A 22,667-nucleotide genomic window follows, 5' to 3' on the forward strand; every position below is an offset into this window, starting at 1 on the left:
GGGTCATCGGGATATTGCGTCGTTCCTGGCGGCAGGGCCATGCGCATGGCCCTCCGTCGGAGCGCCCTCTTCGAAAGTCCTGCGCCAAGCTTCAATTGATACGAGATCCGGGACAGCCGACCGGTATTCCTCGGCCAAGGCATCCCAATGTCTGTACAGCTGTGCGTGCTGCAGGGCTGACTGCTTGAGCATGGCCCTAAGCTTTGACGGATCACGCTTGTACCAGGATGACCCTGTTCCCTCAGCATTGGATACGATCACTGAGTCGTAATGAGCTATACGGAACCACCTATTATCAATGTGCGCGAGGTACGCCTGAGGACGCTCCAGCGACTCCTTGGCAGGTTGCTTCAGCAATTGCCGGGCGACTGTGACCAGACCCCACTTGACCATGTCCTTTTTGGCAGGCATTCCCACGTCCGCTGCTGTAGAGAGGCCGGCACCGATGGCCGGGGCCGGGAATTCATCCACATCTTCGCGCATCTGCGCATCGGAGTAGGACCTGCGCAGATCGTTGATCCAGCCAAGCTTGGTGCGGAGTGAAGGGTGGAGATGCCCTGGTCCTGTCAAAAGGTCATTCCTGGCTGCAAGGCGGTTGTGAGCAGTGAAGTACTGCAGAGACACGAGATGTTTGACGTCTTCTTGGAACGACTCCCGAAGCACATTTCCGCCCTTCGGATGAGGGCTGTGCAAAAGTGCAGTAATAAGCCGGTTGCGGTTGTGGAAATATGCTTGCCAACCCACGAGATCGTCTTTATCTATCCACGAGATGTGCCAAAGTGCAGCCCCGGGGAGCGACACTGTCCGGAATCCGGCAGCCCGCGCGCGGAGTCCGTATTCTGAGTCATCCCATTTGATGAAAAGGGGCAGGGGAAGGCCGACGTCGCGGATAACAGCCGTAGGGATCATGCACATCCACCAACCGTTGTAGTCGACATCGAAACGCCTATGCAGCCAAGGCGTCTGCCGAAGGTTGGATACGCTGAAGTCATGCCGCATCTGCATGTCCGGGTGTGGCTGGCTTGGTGAGAAGCGGCGTGCATCAATGGTCTCGCCCATCGAGTACAGGGTGCTTCTGCTGTACAGGTCGAACATGTGACCGCCGACGATGGTTGGGCTCTTGCACCGGCCGGAAAAGGCCATCATCCGCATGATGCTCTCGGGCTCCATCACCACGTCGTCGTCCAGTAAGAGGACGTAGTCGCTGCCGTTTTCGACGGCCTCATACATCCCGCGGGCGAAACCGCCGGAACCTCCTAGATTGGCCTGGTTAATGACCCGAAGCTTTGGGCCAAGAAGAGCTGCAACTTCCGCGAACCCGGGCTGGTCCACCACCTTACGGGAGCCCTGGTCAACGATGATCACTTCTTTGGCGAGTTCAAGCGCGTCGGGGTGGTCAGCGAGTGTACGTACATTAGCCAGACAGAAGTCCGGCTTGTCCATGGTCGTAATTTGTATCGTTACCGTTTCCCCTGTGCGCAGGGGCGGAGCGCCCTCCCATCGGGCTTCCTTCAAGACCAGGTCCCCGGCGCTTGCAGCAACGTCGAACCAGTACCAGCCACCGTCGCCAAACGGCCTTATCGACAATTCGAACTCGGTTTTGGACTCGCCGTCCACGCGCGCGCCATCCACGCGTTGTATGGTGCCGCGGGCATTCGACTTGTAAACGGCCACAGAGCCGTGCCCCGAAGTTTCCACAACCAGCCGAATGTCCCTAAGGTGGGTCCAACGGCGCCAATAGCTGGCTGGAAAGGCGTTGAAGTAGGTTCCCAGTGACAGCTGCTCACCTGATCGCACCCTGATGGAGTGGCGCGATAACAAATCATCGAAATGCACCTCGCGTTGGCCCGAACCCACGAGGTGCAACTTTTCAGCCACGGGCTTCGGGTTGCGTGCAAATTCGTCGCTCTCCTTAAAGCGAACGCCCGTTGCCGGGCCGGCGTCAGCGTAGAGGGACATCGTGTCCACCCCGGACTCCGGGGGGAAAATTACCCGCTGAAGTGTCGCCCAGCCCGGCGGGACAGTCATGCGTCCACGCCTCCGCTTTCCAGCTTTACGCCGCTCTCATAATGCGGCCGGATCTTGTTATCGAACATGCTCAGCGCAGAGCCGATGGCCATGTGCATGTCCAGGTACTTATAAGTGCCCAGCCGCCCGCCGAACAGGACGTCCTTCTCAGCAGCCGCCAGATCGCGGTACTTCAGTAGCCGCTCACGGTCCGCTGAAGTATTGATGGGGTAGTACGGCTCGTCGTCCTTCTCCGCAAAGCGCGAATATTCGCGCATGATGACGGTTTTCTCCGTCTGATAGTCCCGCTCGGGGTGAAAGTGGCGGGGTTCGATGACGCGGGTGTAGGGCACGTCGTCGTCGTTGTAGTTGACCACGGAGGTGCCCTGGAAGTCCTCCATGTTGAGCACTTCTTCTTCAAAGTCGATGGTGCGCCAGGAGAGGTCACCCTCGGCGTAGTCGAAGTAGCGGTCAACGGGGCCCGTGTAGACCACGGGGATGTTGCCAACAACTTTGTTCTTGCTGTATTCGTGCGACTCGTCGAAGAAGTCGGTGTTGAGTCGAACCTCGATGTTCGGGTGCTCGGCCATCTTCTCGATCCAGGCGGTGTAGCCGTTCGTCGGCAGGCCCTCGTACTTGTCGTTGAAGTACCGGTTGTCGTAGTTGTATCGCACCGGGAGCCGCGAAATGATGCCGGCAGGCAGGTCCTTGGGATCCGTCTGCCACTGCTTGCCCGTGTAGTGCTTGATGAACGCCTCGTACAAAGGCCGGCCGATGAGCTGAATACCCTTGTCGTTGAGGTTCTGTGGATCGGTTCCCGCAAGCTCGCCGGCCTGTTCCTGAATAAGATCCCTGGCCTGGCCCGGCGTGAGGTTGGCGCGGAAAAACTGGTTGATGGTGGCCAGGTTAATCGGCAGGGAGTAGACCTCGCCCTTGTGCACGCCGTATACCTTGTGAACGTAGTCCGTGAAGGTAGTGAACCTGTTGACGTACTCCCATACACGCTCGTTGGACGTGTGGAACAGGTGGGCACCATAGCGGTGCACCTCAATACCTGTCTGTTCTTCCTTTTCGCTGTAAGCATTGCCGCCGATGTGGTGGCGACGGTCGAGGACAACGACCTTTAAGCCGAGCTCAGTGGCGGCCTGTTCTGCGATTGTCAGGCCAAAAAAGCCGGACCCTACAATGACGAGGTCAGCGGTCACAAAATCTCCTGGTTTGAATGCGGGCAGCGCAACGGTACGCATTGTCTGCTGCTCTAGCCTACCCGAGGCGCTGCGGCGGCCGTCGAATCAGGCGCCGACGCGCCCATCGAGAGGTTGCTCCGGGCTCCGCAAGTGAAGTCGCAGCTTGCAGCGATCCTCACCGCCGTCGCCCGCGTTTTCCACATACGGAAACCCGTTCAACCGGCGCGGCGTACCGCTCACTAGCGTGGTTTAAAAGGCCGTGAGGATCTGTACCGATGAAACTCCATTGCACGCTGGTCCGCAGCCCGGGGTCCGGGCTGCAGGACCCACCACTCGAACTCACCATCAACGCGCCCGAAGGGACAACCGGCGAGGACGTTCATGCCCAACTGATCCGGAAGTTCGGGACGGGTCCTGTCTCCATCCAGGGTAAGGACATCGATTCGCTGAGCGTGGGAACGGCCCCACTGGTGAACGGTGCCATTCTTGTGGATGGGGATTGCCTGCGGAACGTCAAGAAGTCACGAGGACGGATGCCTGGCGAAGATGCCCAACTCGCCCTCGCAGTCCACACCGGCGTCGGGGCGGGTACCGTGGTGCCCTTGCGGCGAGGCTCCTACACCATCGGGCGGAGCGGAACCCGCATCGTAATCCCCGACCCCGAGCTTTCCCGCGAACATGCCCGCCTCGTTGTCACCGAGACGGACATTATGATCGTTGACCTCGACAGCGCCAACGGCATCCACGTCGACGGCGAGCGCGTCCGCTACGCCGTTGTCTCCACCGAGTCGAGCATCCGTTGCGGCAACACAACGATGTCGCTGGCTTTTATGGACGTGACGGAAAAAGCAATTGCCGACGCCGGGACCTCCACGCAGCCGCCCCTTACCGTCCTTGGCCGAACGGATGCCGGCAACAGGGCCTTGCTCCTGTTAACCGCCGTTCTTCCGTTAGTCATCGGGGTAGGACTTGCGTTGCTCACCGGCGTCTGGATGTTCCTGGCGTTTGCCGCCGCCTCGGCAGTGTCCGTTCTGGTCCCCCTCGCTTCGGGACGGCGGCAGCGCCGGGACCTCAGACAAGCCGTGGCAGCCGCCGTGGCAGAAGACCGGGAACGACGACGGCGGTCCGGCCCGTCCCTGGCACTCCTGGCCCTGGCTGCCGGTCAAAACCGCGGCACCACTGCTGTTTCCCCCGGTGAGGACGGGGTTTGGCTGCGGCTCGGGGAGGCTCGGCAGCCGGTTAATGTGAAAGTCGAACCGCCCACACCGTCGGTGACCCTTCCCTGCCTGGACGCGGTTCCCGTGACCTTGGACCCTGCAATGTCCATAAAATTCCGCGGGCCGGACATCGTGGCTGACGGCATCATCCGTTCCCTCCTGATGCAGCTGGCGGGCTACCCGAGGGGCCACGGCACACGAATCATCATTTACGGCGAAGCAGGTCGCCTTCCTTTGGCTGCCCGGTACCTGCGTAGCGTCACCCTCGCCGCTTCTGCGGTGGACACACTTCCCATCCTTAAGGAGGGCTTCGGGCGGGGCTACCAACACGGCGTCATCCTGCTGTTGGAAACTTCCTCCGGAGAGGACGACCGCAGCAGGATTGCCGAAAGCGCGGCGGCACTCGGTTGGCAGGTCCTCCGGTTTTCGGGGGCGGAAAGCGCCGGCACCTTTGACGTGGAACTTACCGAGCGGAAATCCCTCCTGCGGCTCGCGGCCGGCGACGTTGAATTCGTCCCGGATCTGGCACCGGGCGACGTATTCGTGAGTTTCTGTAGACGACTCGCCGCGCATCCGGAGCGGCGGGATATCGAGGAGCCGGCTGTCCCCACTGTGTGTGCACTCCCGGAGGTGCTGCCGCTCTCTCCGCACCATACTGCTGCCCGATGGAAAGCGAGCACCCGGGACCACGGCCTGCACGTTCCCTTGGGGCTCACCGCCACGGGAGTGCGCACCCTGGACCTCCAGACCGACGGCCCCCACCTCCTGGTCGCCGGCACCACCGGCTCCGGCAAGTCTGAACTGCTCCGCACCCTTACCTTGGCTTTGGCCCTCAGCCACCCACCCGACCGGGTCAATTTCCTCTTCGTTGACTTCAAGGGCGGTTCCGGGCTCGGTCCCCTCACGGAACTGGTCCACTGTGTCGGGCTGCTGACTGACTTGTCCACGCACGAACTCGAACGCACCCTTACTTCCCTCCGCGCGGAAATCCGGCTGCGCGAGGAGGCTCTCGCTTCCGCCCGGGTCCCGGACCTCGCCTCTTACCGTTCCACCGGTGCCTCACAGAACTTCCCACTCCCCCATCTGGTCATCGTCATTGATGAGTTCCGCATGCTCGTGGATGATGCCCCGGAAGTGCTCCGCGAACTGCTGCGGATCGCGGCGATTGGGCGATCGCTAGGAATTCATCTGGTTATGGCCACCCAACGGCCCCAGGGCGCCCTCACGGCGGATATCCGGGCGAACGTTACCTCAAGCATTGCCCTGAGGGTGCAATCGGAGATGGAGTCCATGGACATCATCAGTTCCAAAGCGGCCGCCGGCATCAGCGTTGACGCGCCGGGGCGGGCCTTCCTGGTTCGCGGCATGGAGGCTCCCCGGGAATTCCAGACCGCATCCCTGGGGCTAATCCGTAGTGGTGGCTCCCGCTCTGCGGGTGCCGTCAAGGTGGAGCTCGCCGTGGACTGCCTTGTACCAGCCGAGAGGGGCGGGCCTGAAAGTCCCCTCCCCGCCGGGCAAACACCTGCCCAGGCAGCAGCCCCGCTCGTAACTATGGCGCGGGACCTATGGCGTGAGCGGAAGGGACCGGCCTCCAGGTTGCCGGTCGCCCCTCCCCTCCCTTCGTTCCTGCCGGCCCCTCCCGAGACCACTTCGGCATCTCCAGCAAGCACTCGCAGGATCGCGGAATGGTCGATTCAGCTCGGACTGTTGGACCTGCCGGAACAGCAGAGACTGGTGCCCCTTGTGTGGAGTCCGGCGGCAGACAGTCACTTGGCCCTTATCGGTGCTCCGTCTTCCGGTGCCACAGAGGCCCTCGAATTGGCTGTTTCGCAGGTGCTGCTCAACCCCGTCGAAGCACACGGCTACATCCTCGACGCCGGTGGTACTTTCCCGGCTTTGGCCAAGCACCCGGCCATCGGGGCGCATGCGGGCCTGCATGAGCTGCGGCGCGCCGTCCGGGTACTTGAGCGTCTGAAGAAGGAGTTGGCACGCCGGCTGGGCCAAGGTGGCGGGCAGGGCGAAGTGCCGTTGGTACTCGTCATTTCCGGCTGGGGTTCGTGGGTGTCAGCATTTCGGGCCGGGCCTCTGGCCTGGGCAGAAGATCTTGTCCAGGACCTGGCCCGTGACGGGGGGCGAGCTGGGATTATTGTGATGGTTGCCGGCGACCGTGAACTGGTCAACTCCAGGGCATTGTCGGCATTTCCGAACCGGCTCTACTTCCCCACCGGCTCCAACACGGACAGCCGCGTTGCCTGGCCGCGGATGCCGGCCACTGCGGAGATCAAAGGGCGTGCCGTGGTGTTCGGTCCCGTTTCCGGAGCAGTGCCTGCCGTCTGCCAGCTGTACAGCGTCAGCCACCAGCACGCTGGGGATTCAGGACCAGCGGACCGCGGCCCGGAGAGCGCTGCGAGGGTGGACGGCCTGGAGAACGTGGGGAAGGCGGAGAGCCGGCTTTCCAAACGCCCCTTCCGCATCGACCCACTCCCGGCGTTGGTGCCTGGAGTGAAAATACGGGAATGGAAACCTTCCGGCCTCAGCGCACAGGACCTGACGGAGCGGGGAAAACGCGCTCCGGGCCGTCCCAGGTTGCAGGACATCCTCCTTGGCATTGGCGGTGAGGAACTCGAGCCAACCTCCTGCAGGTTGCAGGCGGCAGGGGTGTTCACTGTCCTGGGCGGACCTGGATCAGGGAAAACCAATTTCCTTCGCGCCCTGCCGGTCATGAATCCCGAAGGCCGCCAGTGGCTCTATCCCAAAAATGGCACCAACCCCCGCGACTTCTGGGAGCGGTCGCTTGCCACCGCGGCAGCAGGTAAAACACCAAAAGGTACAGTGGCGCTGGTCGATAACGCTGACCTTCTCCCCGCCGAAACCATGCGGGATGTGTCGGCCTTTAACACCTTGGGCCATCCGGTGGTCCTCACCGCGACCTACAGCCCACTGCTCCTGCAACGCGTGCCGCTGGTTATGGGCTCCCGTTCGGCCGGCATCGGCCTGCTGCTTGCACCCCGTTCCCTGTCCGACGGTGATCTTTTCGGAGTCCGGTTCGAGGTGGAGGCCAACGCACCACCGGGCAGGGGAATCCTCATTACGCAGGGCCTCGCCCGGAGCATTCAGGTGGGCTGGGCTGGTCCTGGGGCCGGGCCCGAGGCAGAGGTCGAACCCGAGGCCGAGGCATGACGCTGCGGAGCAGCGATCACCTGCAACCGCGGCGAACGAAGCCAGGGCGCAAGGAATGAGGAGCAGTGGCTGGCCCAAAAAACGCTAAACGGCCCGCGCGGTCAGAGGGCCGGCGTCGCGCTTCCGGTGCGGGATGCGAAACTGATGACTTTGTGGTGGAACAGCAGCACAATGGCGGTGACGGCCGGGACCACCATCGCCATTCCAGCGAAAGGAAGACCGCCAGTGAAAGTGGGAAAACCGATGGTCAGAACGAATAGTTGAGCCACCAGTGCGGCAGCCCTGGTCCACCGGTAACCCCGGTAAAGGAACACCGCGACGGAATACAGCCAGGCCGAAAATGCGAGCAGCAGCCCAAGGGTGAACACTGCACCCCAGAAGGAAAGCACCGGGCTGCCAGCTGCCAGCTGGTAGCCGTACCAGGCAGCAGCTGCCAGCAGGGCTGTCGCCTCCACTGCAACAATCAGCGCCACCAGAAGAACAGCTGCCGGCCGTGCAGGGTGGGCGTCACCACCGGCATGCTGCTCCGGGTCCGGCCCTTCTGACGCGTTCGGCGGGTCGGCGGGGTACTCAGGGGGTCTTGACACACTGGCACCCTACCGGACATAGTCGGACAGTGGTGAGGGCCAATACCGCCACTGTGACGTATCGCTCAGCGTTCCCGGGATTTCAAGCCTTATTACCCCTTGTTTACACAGCGTTAACATGACAGGCTTGATTCAGATGACCAACGGGGCCCTGCCGGGCCCCTTTCCTTTGTAGCTACTAGTGAATAATTTCACAAAGGGCTTTTCCCAGAAATGGAGCAACTGATCAGCATGGATTGGCGTAACCGCGCAGCGTGCCTCGAAAAGGACCCGGAACTGTTTTTCCCCGTAGGGAACACAGGCCCGGCGCTCCTGCAGATTGAGGAAGCGAAAAGCGTCTGCCGCCGGTGCCCGGTAGTGGACACTTGCCTGCAGTGGGCTCTCGAGTCGGGCCAGGATGCGGGCGTCTGGGGCGGCATGAGCGAAGACGAGCGCCGCGCCCTGAAGCGCCGCGCCGCCCGCGCCCGCCGGGCTTCCTGATTTCAATACGCATACAGGCGTAGCGAAACAGCTTTCGGACACCAAAAGGCCCTGGCCGCAAACCTGCAAGGTTGCTGCCAGGGCCTTTTGCTGTCTTACTTGGCCGCCAGGCTGAGTCGGATTTGAACGGCAGTTCCGCCGCCCTCCCGCGGCTGCCACTGGATGGTGCCGCCCAGTTCGCTGGTCACCAGGGTACGGACAATCTGCAGCCCGAGGCCTTCGACGTGGGGTGTGTCAGGCAGACCCACGCCGTCGTCGGCAATGGTGACGGTCAGCTCCTCGCCGTCGTCCCCTTCGGAGCGGTCAGCCAGCAGCCATACGGTACCTGTACGCCCCTCAAGGCCATGCTCAACAGCATTGGTGACCAGTTCATTGATGACCAGCGCCAAGGGAGTGGCGAAGTCGCTGGGCAGTTCCCCGAACATTCCCGAGCGCTCGGTCCTGACCTGCTGTGATGGCGAGGCTACTTCCGCGGACAGCCGGAACTGCCGCCCGATCAGCTCGTCAAAGTCCACGCTTTGCGTCAGGCCCTGGGACAACGTTTCGTGGACCAGCGCGATGGTGGCCACCCGGCGCATCGCCTGCTCAAGTCCCTGTTTTGCCTCGTCGCTGACCATGCGGCGGGACTGCATGCGCAGCAGCGCCGCGACAGTCTGCAGGTTGTTCTTGACCCGGTGGTGGATTTCGCGGATGGTGGCGTCCTTGGTCACCAACTCCATCTCCCGCCGCCGCAGTTCGGACACATCGCGGCAAAGGACCAGCGCGCCGAACCGCTGCTGCTCGTCGCGCAGCGGAATCGCCCGCAGGGACAGGCTCACACCGCGTGATTCAATCTCGCTGCGCCAGGGCATCCTGCCCGTGACCACCAGGGGCAACGTCTCGTCCACCATCCGGCGGTCTTTAAGCAGGCTGGCGGTGACCTCGGCCAGCGAGCGGCCCTCCAGCGCTTCACCATCGCCGAGGCGCCGGAAGGCCGAGACACCGTTCGGGCTGGCGTACTGGACTATGCCCTCGGCGTCCAGCCTAATCAGCCCGTCGCCCACACGGGGGGCGCCGCGGCGGGAACCCGTGGGCGAAGCGAAGTCGGGCCACAGCCCAAGGGTGCCCATTCGTAGGAGGTCATATGCGCACTGCCGGTAGGTCAGTTCCAGCCGGGACGGCATCCGCGAGCTCGACAGGTCCATATGTGTGGTGACCACCGCCAGGGTGCGGCCGTTCCGGACCATGGGTACGGCCTCAACCCGCAACGCCATGTCACTGCTCCAGTTGGTTTCGCTCGAGCGTTCGATGGAGCGGCTGTTCCAGGCCTTGTCCACGAGGGGCTGCAGATCCGAGCGGATGGGTTCCCCCACGAAGTCGCCGTGGAACACGGTATGCGTGGTGGAGGGCCGGACATGCGCCAGCGCCACGTACCCATGGTCCGGGTGGGGGAACCAGAGCGCCAGGTCCGCGAACGCCAGGTCCGCGACCATTTGCCAGTCCCCCACCAGGAGGTGCAGCCATTCCGCATCCCCCGGCCCGAAATCAGCATGCTCCCTGATGGGGTCGGTAAAGATTGCCACTGCACCTCCATTTGCAACGCCGCACTCGCTAGCGTCGAACGATTGACCTCAAGAGCCTCAATGCTACCGACAGTGAGGCCATGTCGTCGGCCTCGAGGGCATTGACCTCATCAAACATGCTCTTCGCCCGACCCAACTGCTCCGCGTTCCGCGCCTCCCAATCCTTCAGCCGCGCCTCCGGCGAGTCCGCGGCATCAGTAGCGTCCAGCACCGCCGTCGTCATGTCCGAGATGGTGGAATACAGGTCATCACGCAAGGCCGCCCTGGCCAGTGCCTGCCACCTGTCCTGCCGCGGCAGGCTGCTGATGCGCTCCAGCAGGGAGTCCGCATGGAACCGGTTAAAGACGGTGTAGTAGACGGCGGCAATCTCCTCCACGGGATCCTTGCGGACACGGGCGATCTTGGCGATATCCAGCAGGACGAAGCTTTCGAAGAGCTCCGCCCACCGCAGGGCGAGTCCTTCCGGAAGCTCCCATTCGCGCGCTTTCTCCAGCCAGCCGGTAACCCTGTCCCGGTCATCACCGCGCAGGTAGTCCAGCAGGCGGGCCCGCATGGGATCCATGAGGGGTTTGAATTCAGTCACGACGTCGGCAATCGGCCGGGAGACGCTGCCCTGACCCAGCAGCCAGCGGACAGCCCGGTCCAGCAGCCGCCGGATGTCAAGGTGGACAGTGCTCCAGTGCTCCGTGGGGAACGACGCCGGCAGGCTGTTCAGTTCCTCGACCATAACGTCGAGCTCGTAAACCTCCCTCAGCGCGACAAACGCTTTGGCGACAGCAACTTCCGAGGCCGACGTTTCTTCCATGGTCCGGAAGGCGAACGTGATGCCGCCCATGTTGATCATGTCGTTGGCCACGATGGTTGCAATGATTTCGCGGCGCAGCGGATGGGTGTCCAGCTCCGCGTTAAACCGTTCGCGCAACTGCTCGGGGAAGTAGGCCCGCAGCGTCTTCCTGAACCAGGGGTCGTCAGCCAGGTCGCTGTCACGCAGTGCGGAGGTCAGCTCGATTTTGGCGTAGGCGGCCAGCACGGACAGCTCCGGGGACGTCAGCCCCTGGCCCTGCTGCAACCGCTCCCTCAGCACCTCAGTGGTGGGAAGCGCCTCCAGCTCCCGGTTCAGGTCGGCCTTCTTCTCCAGCCAGTCCATCAGCCGTTCGTAGCTTGGGCTCCATTCGGCCACGCGCGTGCGGTCATTCAGCAGCAGGATGTTCTGGTCGATGTTGTCTTCGAGCACCAGCCGGCCCACCTCATCGGTCATCGATGCGAGGAAGCCTGCGCGCTCTTCGGCGCTGAGCTTCCCGGCAGCAACCATCCGGTCAACGAAGATCTTGATGTTGACCTCATGGTCGGAGCAGTCGACCCCGGCGGAGTTGTCGATGGCATCGGTGTTGAGGATGACCCCCTGCAGTGCGGCTTCGATGCGGCCGCGCTGCGTCATGCCCAGGTTTCCGCCCTCGCCCACCACCTTGACGCGCAAGTCCCTGCCGTCCACGCGGATGGCGTCGTTGGCTTTGTCACCCACGGAGGCGTTGGACTCAGTGCTTGCCTTGACGTAGGTTCCGATGCCGCCGTTATAGAGGAGGTCGGCGGGAGAAAGCAGGATTGCACGCAGGAGTTCCGGCGGGCTAAGTTCCGTTGTTTCCGCGGGAAGCCCCAGGGCAACGCGTACCTGTGCTGTTACGGGAATCGATTTTGCCTGGCGGGGGAACACTCCGCCACCTTCGCTGATGAGCGACTTGTTGTAGTCGTCCCACGATGACCTTGGCAACTCGAACAACCGCTGCCGCTCCACGAAGGAAGTTTCTTCGTCCGGGTTGGGGTCCAGGAAGATGTGGCGGTGGTCGAACGCTGCGAGAAGCCGGATGTGGCGCGAAAGGAGCATGCCGTTGCCGAACACGTCACCGGACATGTCACCCACGCCCACTACGGTGAACGGCTGGGTCTGCGTGTCCAGGTCAAGCTCGCTGAAATGCCGCTTTACGGATTCCCACGCACCCCGGGCAGTAATGCCCATCGCCTTGTGGTCGTAGCCCACGGATCCGCCGGAAGCGAATGCGTCGCCGAGCCAGAATCCGTATTCCTTGGCCAGCCCGTTCGCGATGTCCGAGAAGGTCGCGGTTCCCTTGTCGGCCGCGACCACAAGGTAGGAATCGTCGTCGTCGTGCCTTACAACGTCCGACGGCGGCACCAGCCTTTCGCTGCCACCCTCGGTGACCAGGTTGTCAGTGACGTCAAGGAGGCCGCGGATGAAGGTTTTGTAGCTTTCGATACCTTCCGCCATCCAGGCGGACCGGTCTGCTGTGGGGTCCGGAAGCTGCTTGGCGAAGAAGCCGCCCTTGGCCCCGGTGGGCACGATGACGGCGTTCTTCACTGTCTGTGCTTTGACCAAACCCAGGACTTCGGTGCGGAAATCCTCCCGGCGGTCGGACCAGCGCAGGCCGCCTCGGGCCACCTTGCCGAAGCGGAGGTGGACGCCCTCGACGCGGGGCGCATAGACCCAGATTTCGAACATGGGGCGGGGGAAGGGCAGCCCTTCAATCCGGGCGGGATCGAGTTTGAAGCTGAGGTGGGGCTTGTCCTGGTAAAAGTTGGTCCGGAGCGTTGACTCGATCAGGTTCACGAAAGTCCGCAGTACCCGGTCGGCATCAAGCGTGGCCACCTTTTCAATGGCCGCAGCCAAGTCCGCACGCACGGAAGCCTGCGCCTCCAGCCGTGCTTCAGCGTCCAGGGAAGGATCGAAGCGGGCGGCAAAGAGCGCGCTCAGCCCCTTGGTCACCTCCGGGTTCGCCAGCAGGGTATCGGCCATAAAGCCGAAGGAGTTGGCATTGCCCATCTGGCGCATGTAGCGGGCGTAGGCGCGCAGCACCGTGATCTGCCGCCACTGCAGTCCCTCGCGCAAAACCAGCCGGTCAAAGGCATCCGATTCAGCGGCGCCGGTAACGGCGGCTGAGAAGGAATCAGCCAGCAGTTGGCCGGTGGAGACGGGATCAACGCCCGCCGGATACTTCAACCCCAGGTCGTAGAGGAAGAAATCCCTTCGGTCCGCGGTCTCGATTTCGAAAGGCCGCTCGTCCAGCACCTCCAGCCCAAGGTTGTGGAAGAAAGGCAGGATCTGGCTCAGGCTCTTGGGCTCCAGCATGTAGAGCTTGACACGGGCGTCTTCCTCCAGCGTCGCCCCCGCTCCCTCCGGGAGGTAGACATGCACGCCGGGCCGTTCCTGCTTGGCACCGGCAGTTCGCTCCGCCGCCGCGCCGTACTTCTCGAAGCGGGCGATGTCTTCAAGGGCGTCCTCAACCTCGTAATCCACCCGGTAGCTTGCGGGGAAGGCCTCCGACCAGATGGCTGCCAGTTCCTTGGCCTCTGCAACATCGCGCCCTTCACGCAGGACTTCGGCGATGCCTTCGCTCCACGAGCGGGCAGCACGCACCAGACGTCTCTCCAATTCCTCGGCGTTGACGTTGCTGACGTCGGCACCCTTGGGCAGGCGGATACGGAAGAACAGCCGGGCGAGGGCCGACTCCGTCATCCGTGCCTCGTAATCAATGGACACGGCCTGGAATGTCTCGCGCAGTTCCTGCTCGATGCGCAGCCGGACGTTGGTGGTGTACCTGTCCCTGGGAAGGTAGACGACGGCGGACATAAACCGGCCGTAAATGTCGGGCCGCAGGAAGAGCCGGGTCCGCCGGCGCTCCTGCAGCTTTTGGATGCCAAGCGCGGTGGCGGCGAGGTCCGGAACCTCGATTTGGAAGAGTTCATCCCGCGGATACGTCTCCAGGATTCCCAGCAGATCCTTTCCGGAGTGGGAATCCGGCGGGAAGCCAGCGCTGCTCAGGACCGCATCCACTTTCTCCCGCACTATGGGGATGTTACGAACAGAGCCCGTATAGGCGCTGGTGGCAAAGAGGCCGATGAAGCGCCGTTCCCCATTGACGTTACCTGCAGAGTCAAAACTCTTGACCCCGATGTAGTCAAGGTATGCCGAACGGTGGACCGTGGAGCGGGAGTTGGCCTTGGTGATGACAAGGGCGCGCTTTTCGCGCGCCTTTCTCCGGCCCGTGTCCGTGAGGTGCTGGATATGCGGTGAGTCCGCAGCGGCGCGCAGCAGCCCCAGGCCACTGTCTTCCCGCAGCTCCAGGACATCTTCCCCGCCCACGTTGACCAGATCGTATTCGCGGTAGCCGAGGAAGGTGAAGTTGCCGTCGTCAAGCCAGTGAAGGAGGTCCTGGGCCTGCCTGAGCTCAGCGATCTGCGCCGGATTCGCAACCTTGTCCAGGCTCTCGGCGATCTGGAGCGCCTTTTGCCGCATATGCGGCCAGTCCTCCACCGCTGCCCGGACATCACTCAGTACGCGCTGCAGGCCTTCCAGCAGCGCCGCCTTGGCTTCGTCGGAGACGCGGTTAATTTCGACGGCGATCCATGACTCCATGTACGAGGCGTTTTCACCCTGCGCAATGAGGTGGGAGAGGTTGGGCATGGCAGCGGTATCGCCGCTGGAGATGCCGAGGTGGGAGGGGACCTTGTTGACCTTCACCAGGGCAGCCGTTTCCCTGCTGCGGGTGGCCACAAATAGGGGGTGGACCACCAGCCTGATGGCTGCGTGCTGCCGGACCAGTTCAGCGTTGACGGAGTCTACGAGGAAGGGCATATCGTCGGTAACGACGAAGACAACGCTGCTGTCTTCCTCATCGACGATGGCAATATTTGCATGGCCCGGTTTCCGTACCGACGCCGCCTCCCGGTGCGCTTCCGCACGTGCGGTCAGCACGTCTCCCGGATAACTCCGCGCGTCCTCTTCGGCTAGGTGCTGATAGTAGTCCCCGATAAAGCCCTCGTGGCCTTCTATCGAAAGGGGCTGATCCTCCACACTGGATCCAGACGACATGGACACACGCCTCCATCACAAGATTCTTGCTGCTTCCTTGCAGCTCTTACGGCGAGCCTAGCCTTTTAGCCTGCGCCCTGCTGTGGAAGAAAATACAGAGGTTTTGGTTTTTTGCTGGGCGTGTGCACAAACAAGTTCTGCGATGGCACGGCGGAGGGGCGATTCGGGTGCCGCTTCCAGCAGCAGCGACCCTCGCAGCAGTGCCGCATCTGCCGCTGCGCTGTCCTCCGGAAGGAAAGCCTTCAGTTCGGACGCCGGCCCGAATCGTTGCCATGCATCCCTCAGCTGCCGCTCCGGGCTACGGCCCACCGAGGAGGCCCTGACTTTGTTCATCACCACGATGGGTGCAGTCTGTGGAACGGCAGACTCAAGTTCGGCCAGACCCCGCACGAGTCTGGGCACGCCGACAGGATCAGCGGCGCCGACAGCGTAAACAGTGTCAGCCAGCTCCAGGGAGCGCAGAGTGGCCGCGTTTCTGCGGGGAGCCATGGTGTCAAAACTCAGCTCCTCGTCAGCCTCAAGGCAAAATCCAGTGTCTACCACAACCACCTCGGCAATTTGTTTCGCTCGTTCCAGGACCAGGGCAAGGGCGGATGCCCGGAGCTCGGTCCAGCGGTCCGCGCGGGTGATTCCGGTGAGGACCCGGAAAGAACCGAGTTTCGTGGCGACCGGTGTGGCCACCCGCTTCAGCGCGTCCGCGTCCAGCAGGCCCTGGTCAGCGAGCCTGCAGGCCTGTGCCAGGCCGGCGGACTCATCCATCAGGCCGAGCACAGCGGCTATGCTCGCGCCGTAGCTGTCGGCGTCGACGAGGATAACGGACTTTCCCTCGGCGGCCAGTTCACCGGCGATGTTCGCCGCAAGGACGGTCCGTCCTGGAGCCCCGGCCGGGCCCCAAACCGCGATGATCCGCCCTGGCCCTGGCTCCTCCGGGCTGCTTGGTGGCTCCGCCGGGACAGGGTTGAGGGCAGCGCCCGGGTCGGCAGCGCTGCTCCAGTGTGCGTCCCGGGCCCCGCCACCCGTCAGCTGGGCCACTGCCTCAGCAATCCTGTCTGACAGAACCGCCGATTCCACTCCTGTCAGGGCAGAAGCCACTCCTATCCCCCGCAGCCTTGCCGCTTCATCCGCCGAATCGGTCAGGGCAATGATGGCGACACCAACGGCTCCAAGCCGGTCCACCAGGGAAGCGGTCAGGCCCTCCGAACCGTCGGCAACCACCGCTGCCCTCGCCAGCCCGCTCTGGCACGCGGCCAGCAGTTCGGGCAGTTCGGCGCATCTTCGGACCACTGTGACGGGACCGTGCAGGCGTTCCAGCCCGCCGACCAGATCTTCCCGGCTCTGCCCGACGGTGACGACGGGAATACTCATCGGGCGCCGCCCCCCGGGTTCCAGACCACTGAAATTTTTGCTTCATTCGCCTGCGCTCCAAGCAGGCCGGGCATTTGGCTGTCTTCCACCAGCACCATCAGAACGGTGGTCCGGGACGACCCCAAGGCGGTGGACCCATCGGTCACTTCCGCTATTTCGGCACCTGGCAGGAGAAGCTTTGGTTCGCTGAAGCCGTTGCGGGCATCTGGCTGGGCTACCCATACATCCACCCTTGCGCCTGCCACTGCCTGCGCTGGAAGGGTCTCCTCGATGGTCAAGGCCACGGGCTTGCGGTCCAGTTCGTCCACTGCACCGAGGCTTGCGCGGGGAACGAGTTGGTCTTTGCCGATCCTTTGCACCGCAACCACATTCTCCGGCAGTCCGGACTCGGCGGTAATGTATTGCGCCTCCGTCTCCCCCAGGCGCACCTTGGCCCGGACCACGTTCTCCGACGTCAGCTTTTCGCCCACAGCGATGCCGTCGCGGGCCGCGTAAACCTCCGTGGTCCGGTCAGCGCTTGCCACCAGGAAGACGACCCCCGCCACGGATGCCAGCACAAGGAGAATTCCTACCAGCAAGCGGGGGTCTTTCCATGACGGTCGTTTCAGCCTTGCCGCCGTGGCAGATGACTCAGGAACCATTACCGTTTCTCCCCCTAGGTGCACCGTGTCTGCTCGCTGAGTCCTCATTGTTGCGGCAGCGGCGCAGGAACAAAAGACAAAATTTCAAACAAGACCAAATTGTGGATAACGACAGCAAACTGTCCGTTCCGGTGGCAATATGAATACATGCCCAGGTTTCTCACGCTTGCAGATGTCGCCGAGCAGCTTCAGATCAACTCTCCAGCCGCCTACGCCCTGGTCCGGAGCGGCGAGCTCAAGGCTATCCAGGTTGGCGGCCGCGGCCAATGGCGGGTCGAAGAAAAGATGCTTGAGCAGTACATCGAGGAACGGTATGCCGAAGCAAGCCGCATGATCCAGGAATCCAAGTCCAAGTCGGTGTGACTTCCTCCCCGCGAATTGCGTTCCCGCTTTCCGTCTCGCCCAAGCGGTTCGCCGGCACCTAAAGCTCATTGGTCCGCCGTGACCTGATCACAGCCAGTGCCGTGAAGGGAATAGTCGCAATGTGGCTGACCTGGTGGCTGCGGCGCACTTCGCCGGGAGTAAGTACAGCAAGGTCAATGTAGTCCCTTCCTACCCGGTCGATAACGCCTGCCAGCCGGACCAGTCCGACGGAGTTCCCGGTGAGTACCGACAGCTCCGCTCGGTCCCGGGCCATGCCGCGCAGGGCGTTCGCGAGCCCAATAGCCCGGCGCACAGACGATTTTTCCGCCACTGACAGGCGGCCCAGGCCAACGTAGCGCACCGCTGCTGTGTAGGGAATGAGCAGCTGGTGCTGTTCTTCATCCAGCACTAATGCCTCCCCGCCAGCGTGTGTAAGCGTGCCGGAAAAAGACTCCCCCGCCGCCAGGTAAACAGTTAGCCTGCAGCCCAGGACGGCCCGCAGCCGGTCGGCCAGTTCCAGGCCCACCATTTCCGCCCGTGCCCGCTCATTGATCTCGGAATCAAGGGCCTGTCGGTCCCCTTCCGCGAATTGGCTTTCGAGGTCGGTGAAAAGTGCATCCCAGCGCATCCGGCCAGCGTAGGGCTAAGGCTTCAACGGGTCAATGACCAGCACTTTTTCGCTCCAGCGTCTGGACAAACAAAGAACAAGAGGAGGAAACTTGCTCTATTGATGCCAAACAGCATCAAACTGCATCAAAGGAACAACGATGACGACACCAGCAGGACCCCGGCGATCCACCGACGCCATCAACGCGGCTGCCATCCTGCTGCTGGGTGCCCTTCTTTACGCCGCAGGTTCCGGGATCATGGAGCAATGGCAGCAGTCTTCCGCCCGGCAGCAGGGACTTCATCCGGAGCACCTCCTTGGGGCAGCCGCGGCCGCCGGCGGGGCCGCCCTGGTCAGCTGGTGGTGCCTCGCATTTGTCTTCGCGGGAGCCGCTGCAATTTTGGAGCGCACCGGCAGGATCCGCGCGGCGGCAGTGACCCGGAAACTTTCGCCCGCCCTAATGCAGCGGCTGGTGCTGGCTGGGCTTTCGTTGCAGCTGCTGTCCGGTCCGGCCGCACATGCCGCCGTGACGGTGCCCGGACCGGAGTGGACGCCCACGCAGGGCCGTGTTGCGTCGGCCCCTTCGGATACCGGGAGCGAAGCTCAGGAGTTCATGGGGCAGGCTCCGGCAGTCGAGGGTGCCACGGAGACAGCTCCTGCGGGATCAGTACAACAGGCGGCGGCTCCCGCTCAAGCAATATCAGGAGAGCGGGACAATCCTTCCCCGTCCGTTGAGGAACCCGCCGGTACCGACTCACTGTCAGTGCAGGAACCTCTGTCAGTGGAGGAACGCCGGGAAAACCCCGCAACACCCCCATCGGGCTTAGCCCCGGGCTGGCAGCCCGCTGCCCCGGTGGCCAGCCCTGGATTGCTGGCTGCACCGGCAGCACGCGCAGCCGACGACGCAGGAAGCGAAGCCGGTGCCGTGACCGTCCTGGCGGGAGACACGCTGTGGGATATCGCCGCACAGGCGATGGGACCAGGGGCCTCTGATGTGGAGATCGCCATGCACTGGCCCCGCTGGTACGAGGCCAACCGGGCAATCATCGGCCAAAATCCCGACGTGCTGCTCCCGGGACAAATTCTTCAACCGCCCTCCGGAGCCCATTAACGGCGGCAGCCTTCAAGTTATCCATAACCCCAGCCACTACCAAAGGAAAAGCACATGAGCGCAGCCACACCTATCCGAGCCGTCGAAGTGCCAGGGAGGACGGGGAACCCGGTGATCAGGAAGGTTCCGCCGCCGGCCCCAACCAGGATTCCCCCTCCAGGCCAGGCCGGGGCACCTCCGGTCCTGCGTCCGGTCGATGAGTTGTCAGAAGTACGAGCGGTCGCCCGCGGTACCGTCCAGGCGGCCATGGAAGTGCTTGCGGGTATTCGCCCCGTCCACCAGCTGGCGCGGCGGCTTGATCCCCGATGCCTGGCAGCCCTGCAGCACCGCGCCTGCCTGATCCGGCGCGAAATCACCCGGACGGGCAACCCCGCGCTGGCCCGGCTGCACCGGAATTCCATCGTCCGCTCGGTCCGCGTTTGCGAAGTGGCGGACGGCATTTACGAAGCCAGCGCCGTTGTAGTGGACGATGCCCGTGCGCGGGCTGTAGCGGTCCGGCTTGAGCGGGGCAAGCAGGTGTGGCGGGTGACTGAGCTTGTCATTGGCTGACGGGCCTGCAGCAGAGAACCAGGGCAGTGACGGGCTCATGCAGATTCACGTGCAGACGCAGGCAGGGCCGGGGAACGATGCCCCGGCCCTGCCCCTCATTCAATAATCGGTTTTTTGCAACCTGCGTGTCAGCGCTTCTTCTTCTTGGCAGATCGCCTCGTTGCGTCCTGTGCCGCCGCCTTTGCAGGATTACCTGAGCGGCCGGAGGACCGGGTTTCCACGCGGGTCTGGGTGCCGCCATCCTCACGGGGAGCAGTGTACTGCAGCTGGGCAGGCTGTTTCGGGGCTTCCAGCCCGGCGGCCCGCACCTGCGGCTCGACGTGCTCTGTGTGTCCGCCCTGTGCGTCTTCGACAACGACGTCCTGGGCAGGGGTGACTTCCACTTCGAGGTTGAAGAGGAATCCTACGCTTTCCTCCCGGATGGCCTCCATCATGCTCTGGAACAGGGTAAATCCCTCACGCTGGTACTCAACAAGAGGATCACGCTGTGCCATCGCGCGCAGGCCGATCCCCTCCTTGAGGTAGTCCATCTCGTAAAGGTGTTCCTGCCACTTGCGGCCAATCACTGACAGGACAACGCGGCGTTCCAGCTCCCTCATGCTCTCCGCGCCGAGAGCCTCCTCCCGGGCCTGGTAAACCAGCCGCGCATCGGACAGCAGTTCCTCTTTCAGGAACTCAACCGTAAGCCTGGACTTGCCGCCGGCTTCCTCGATGATCTCGTCCGCTGTAACGCTGACCGGATACAACGTCTTGAGGTTGGTCCAGAGCTGGTTGTAGTCCCAGTCGTCGCCGTTGCCCTCGGCCGTGGCTGCATCGATGAGGGCCGTGATGGTGTCCTCGATAAAGAACTGCACTTTTTCGTGCAGGTCATCGCCTTCAAGGATGCGGCGCCGGTCACCGTAAATGGCCTCACGCTGCCGGTTGAGGACGTCGTCGTACTTCAAAACGTTTTTGCGCTGTTCGGCGTTGCGGCCCTCCACCTGGCCCTGCGCGGAAGCGATGGCACGGGAGACGAGCTTGGATTCCAGCGCAACGTCGTCCGGCACCGAGCTGTTCATCAGTCGCTCCGCAGCGCCGGAATTGAAGAGCCGCATAAGGTCGTCAGTCAGCGAAAGGTAGAAACGGGACTCGCCGGGGTCGCCCTGGCGGCCGGAACGGCCGCGCAGCTGGTTGTCGATGCGGCGCGACTCATGCCGTTCGGTACCCAGCACGTACAGGCCGCCCAGGTCCAAAACTTCCTCGTGCTCGTCCTTGACGGACTGCTTGGCAGCTTCAAGGGCGGCCGGCCAGGCCGATTCGTATTCCTCGGAGTTCTCTTCCGGATCAAGGCCGCGCTTCGCCAGCTCCGCCACGGCAGTGAATTCGGCATTACCGCCAAGCATGATGTCCGTACCGCGGCCAGCCATGTTGGTTGCCACGGTGACGGCGCTCTTCCGGCCTGCCTGCGCCACGATGGCTGCTTCCCGGGCGTGGTTCTTCGCGTTCAGGACTTCGTGGCGGATTCCTTCCTTGGCCAGGAGCCGGGACAGGTACTCGCTCTTTTCCACGCTCGTGGTGCCCACCAGGACCGGCTGGCCCTTTTCGTGCCGCTCGGCAATGTCCTTCACGACGGCGTCGAACTTGACCGTTTCATTCTTGAAGACCAGGTCGGACTGGTCGATCCGCTGCATGTCGCGGTTGGTGGGAATGGCAACCACACCGAGCTTATAGGTGCTCATGAATTCCGCTGCCTCGGTTTCGGCAGTTCCGGTCATGCCCGAGAGTTTGCCGTACATACGGAAGTAGTTCTGCAGCGTTACGGTGGCCAGAGTCTGGTTCTCGGCCTTGATCTCCACGCCTTCCTTGGCCTCGATGGCCTGGTGCATGCCCTCGTTGTAGCGGCGGCCGGCCAGGATACGGCCGGTGTGCTCATCAACGATCAGCACCTCGCCGTCGAGGATGACGTAGTCCTTGTCCCGCTTGAAAAGTTCCTTGGCCTTGATGGCGTTGTTGAGGAACCCGATGAGGGGCGTGTTGGCGGATTCGTAAAGGTTCTGGATACCGAGGTAGTCCTCGACCTTCTCGATGCCGCTTTCCAGGACACCGACGGTGCGCTTCTTTTCGTCGACTTCGTAGTCCTTCTCCGGCTGGAGCCGCGTGACCACCTTGGCGAATTCGCTGTACCAGCGGTTGGTGTCGCCCTGGGCAGGACCGGAAATGATCAGCGGGGTACGGGCTTCATCGATGAGGATGGAGTCGACTTCGTCAACGATGGCGAAGTTGTGCCCGCGCTGGACCAGTTCGGATTTGTCCCAGGCCATATTGTCGCGCAGGTAGTCGAAACCGAACTCGTTGTTGGTGCCGTAGGTGATGTCCGCGGCGTACTGGTGGCGCCGCACCGCCGGGTCCTGGTTCGCGAGGATGCAGCCGCTGGTCAGGCCTAGGAATCGGTAGACACGGCCCATGAGGTCCGACTGGTATTCGGCCAGGTAGTCATTAACGGTGATGACGTGGACGCCTTTGCCGGTGAGCGCATTGAGGTAGGCAGGAGCAGTTGCCACCAGGGTCTTGCCTTCACCGGTCTTCATTTCCGCGATGTTGCCCAGGTGCAGGGCTGCGCCGCCCATCAGCTGAACGTCGAAGTGGCGCATCCCCAAGGTCCGTGAGGCCGCTTCCCGGACCGCGGCAAAGGCCTCGGGAAGCAGGTCATCAAGCTTCTCGCCATCCTGGTGGCGTTCGCGCAGCCGGTCCGTTTCCTCGCGGAGTTCGGCATCCGTGAAGGTCTTGAACGAATCTTCCAGGGCATTGATGGAGTCGGCATAGTTCCGCAGTTGCCGGAGCGTTTTTTTGTCACCGGTGCGGAGAAGTTTTTCGATAAGTGATGCCACGTGAAGATGCTCCCAGTCCTATGCCGCTGAATTCTGGCGTTTTTAGTCTACGGGAGAGACAC

At 62.9% G+C, this 22,667-nt stretch carries 14 protein-coding genes; 5 read left to right on the plus strand and 9 right to left on the minus strand.

The window, feature by feature from the left end:
• Positions 1-3: 3 nt before the first annotated feature.
• Together M1D93_RS12445 and glf are read right to left on the minus strand one after the other, a co-directional pair.
• The gene (locus M1D93_RS12445; protein ID WP_461175007.1) at positions 4-1,959 is read right to left on the minus strand and encodes a glycosyltransferase; all 1,956 of its coding nucleotides are present in this window, start codon (positions 1,957-1,959) and stop codon (positions 4-6) included.
• Between the two features lie 65 nt (positions 1,960-2,024).
• Positions 2,025-3,212, minus strand: coding sequence for a UDP-galactopyranose mutase (gene glf, locus M1D93_RS12450; RefSeq protein ID WP_461171841.1), 1,188 nt, complete (start codon positions 3,210-3,212; stop codon positions 2,025-2,027).
• A 257-nt stretch (positions 3,213-3,469) separates the two neighbouring features.
• On the opposite strand from glf, the gene M1D93_RS12455 reads away from it, so the two are divergent.
• Complete coding sequence (locus M1D93_RS12455; protein WP_461171842.1) at positions 3,470-7,591, plus strand: FtsK/SpoIIIE domain-containing protein; 4,122 nt, start codon at positions 3,470-3,472, stop codon at positions 7,589-7,591.
• Positions 7,592-7,692: 101 nt separating this feature from the next.
• Here M1D93_RS12455 and M1D93_RS12460 read toward each other — a convergent pair whose 3' ends face one another.
• Positions 7,693-8,178 carry a hypothetical protein gene (locus tag M1D93_RS12460; protein ID WP_461171843.1) on the minus strand — a complete coding sequence of 162 codons (486 nt, stop codon included), beginning with the start codon at positions 8,176-8,178 and terminating at the stop codon, positions 7,693-7,695.
• 231 nt (positions 8,179-8,409) lie between these two features.
• On the opposite strand from M1D93_RS12460, the gene M1D93_RS12465 reads away from it, so the two are divergent.
• Positions 8,410-8,658 (plus strand): WhiB family transcriptional regulator, encoded by a 249-nt coding sequence (locus M1D93_RS12465; protein WP_015937605.1) that lies wholly within the window; start codon positions 8,410-8,412, stop codon positions 8,656-8,658.
• 95 nt (positions 8,659-8,753) lie between these two features.
• On the opposite strand, the gene M1D93_RS12470 is transcribed toward M1D93_RS12465, so the two are convergent.
• Genes M1D93_RS12470 through M1D93_RS12485 form a run of 4 tightly spaced genes read right to left on the minus strand, consistent with a single transcriptional unit; the run spans position 8,754 to position 17,108 of the window.
• On the minus strand, positions 8,754-10,220 hold the full coding sequence (locus M1D93_RS12470) for a sensor histidine kinase (RefSeq protein WP_461171844.1): 1,467 nt from the start codon (positions 10,218-10,220) through the stop codon (positions 8,754-8,756).
• Between the two features lie 28 nt (positions 10,221-10,248).
• Positions 10,249-15,102 (minus strand): NAD-glutamate dehydrogenase, encoded by a 4,854-nt coding sequence (locus M1D93_RS12475; RefSeq protein WP_461171845.1) that lies wholly within the window; start codon positions 15,100-15,102, stop codon positions 10,249-10,251.
• A 57-nt stretch (positions 15,103-15,159) separates the two neighbouring features.
• Complete coding sequence (locus tag M1D93_RS12480; protein ID WP_461171846.1) at positions 15,160-16,467, minus strand: AAA family ATPase; 1,308 nt, start codon at positions 16,465-16,467, stop codon at positions 15,160-15,162.
• Complete coding sequence (locus M1D93_RS12485; RefSeq protein ID WP_461171847.1) at positions 16,464-17,108, minus strand: hypothetical protein; 645 nt, start codon at positions 17,106-17,108, stop codon at positions 16,464-16,466. The genes M1D93_RS12480 and M1D93_RS12485 overlap by 4 nt, the downstream gene beginning before the upstream one ends.
• A gap of 147 nt (positions 17,109-17,255) precedes the next feature.
• Between M1D93_RS12485 and M1D93_RS12490 the strand changes: the two genes are divergently transcribed.
• Positions 17,256-17,471 carry a helix-turn-helix domain-containing protein gene (locus tag M1D93_RS12490; protein WP_045729765.1) on the plus strand — a complete coding sequence of 72 codons (216 nt, stop codon included), beginning with the start codon at positions 17,256-17,258 and terminating at the stop codon, positions 17,469-17,471.
• A 58-nt stretch (positions 17,472-17,529) separates the two neighbouring features.
• Here M1D93_RS12490 and M1D93_RS12495 read toward each other — a convergent pair whose 3' ends face one another.
• Positions 17,530-18,099, minus strand: coding sequence for a hypothetical protein (locus tag M1D93_RS12495; protein ID WP_461171848.1), 570 nt, complete (start codon positions 18,097-18,099; stop codon positions 17,530-17,532).
• Positions 18,100-18,238: 139 nt separating this feature from the next.
• On the opposite strand from M1D93_RS12495, the gene M1D93_RS12500 reads away from it, so the two are divergent.
• Together M1D93_RS12500 and M1D93_RS12505 are read left to right on the plus strand one after the other, a co-directional pair.
• Positions 18,239-19,189: a LysM peptidoglycan-binding domain-containing protein gene (locus M1D93_RS12500; RefSeq protein WP_461171849.1), complete on the plus strand. Its 951-nt coding sequence runs from the start codon at positions 18,239-18,241 to the stop codon at positions 19,187-19,189.
• A gap of 54 nt (positions 19,190-19,243) precedes the next feature.
• Positions 19,244-19,738 carry an Rv3235 family protein gene (locus tag M1D93_RS12505; RefSeq protein ID WP_461171850.1) on the plus strand — a complete coding sequence of 165 codons (495 nt, stop codon included), beginning with the start codon at positions 19,244-19,246 and terminating at the stop codon, positions 19,736-19,738.
• A gap of 128 nt (positions 19,739-19,866) precedes the next feature.
• Here the strand turns inward: M1D93_RS12505 and secA are convergent, their stop codons facing one another.
• Positions 19,867-22,605 carry a preprotein translocase subunit SecA gene (secA, locus tag M1D93_RS12510; protein WP_461171851.1) on the minus strand — a complete coding sequence of 913 codons (2,739 nt, stop codon included), beginning with the start codon at positions 22,603-22,605 and terminating at the stop codon, positions 19,867-19,869.
• Between the last annotated feature and the right edge of the window lie 62 nt (positions 22,606-22,667).

The organism is Arthrobacter sp. Z1-9 (genome assembly GCF_054792695.1).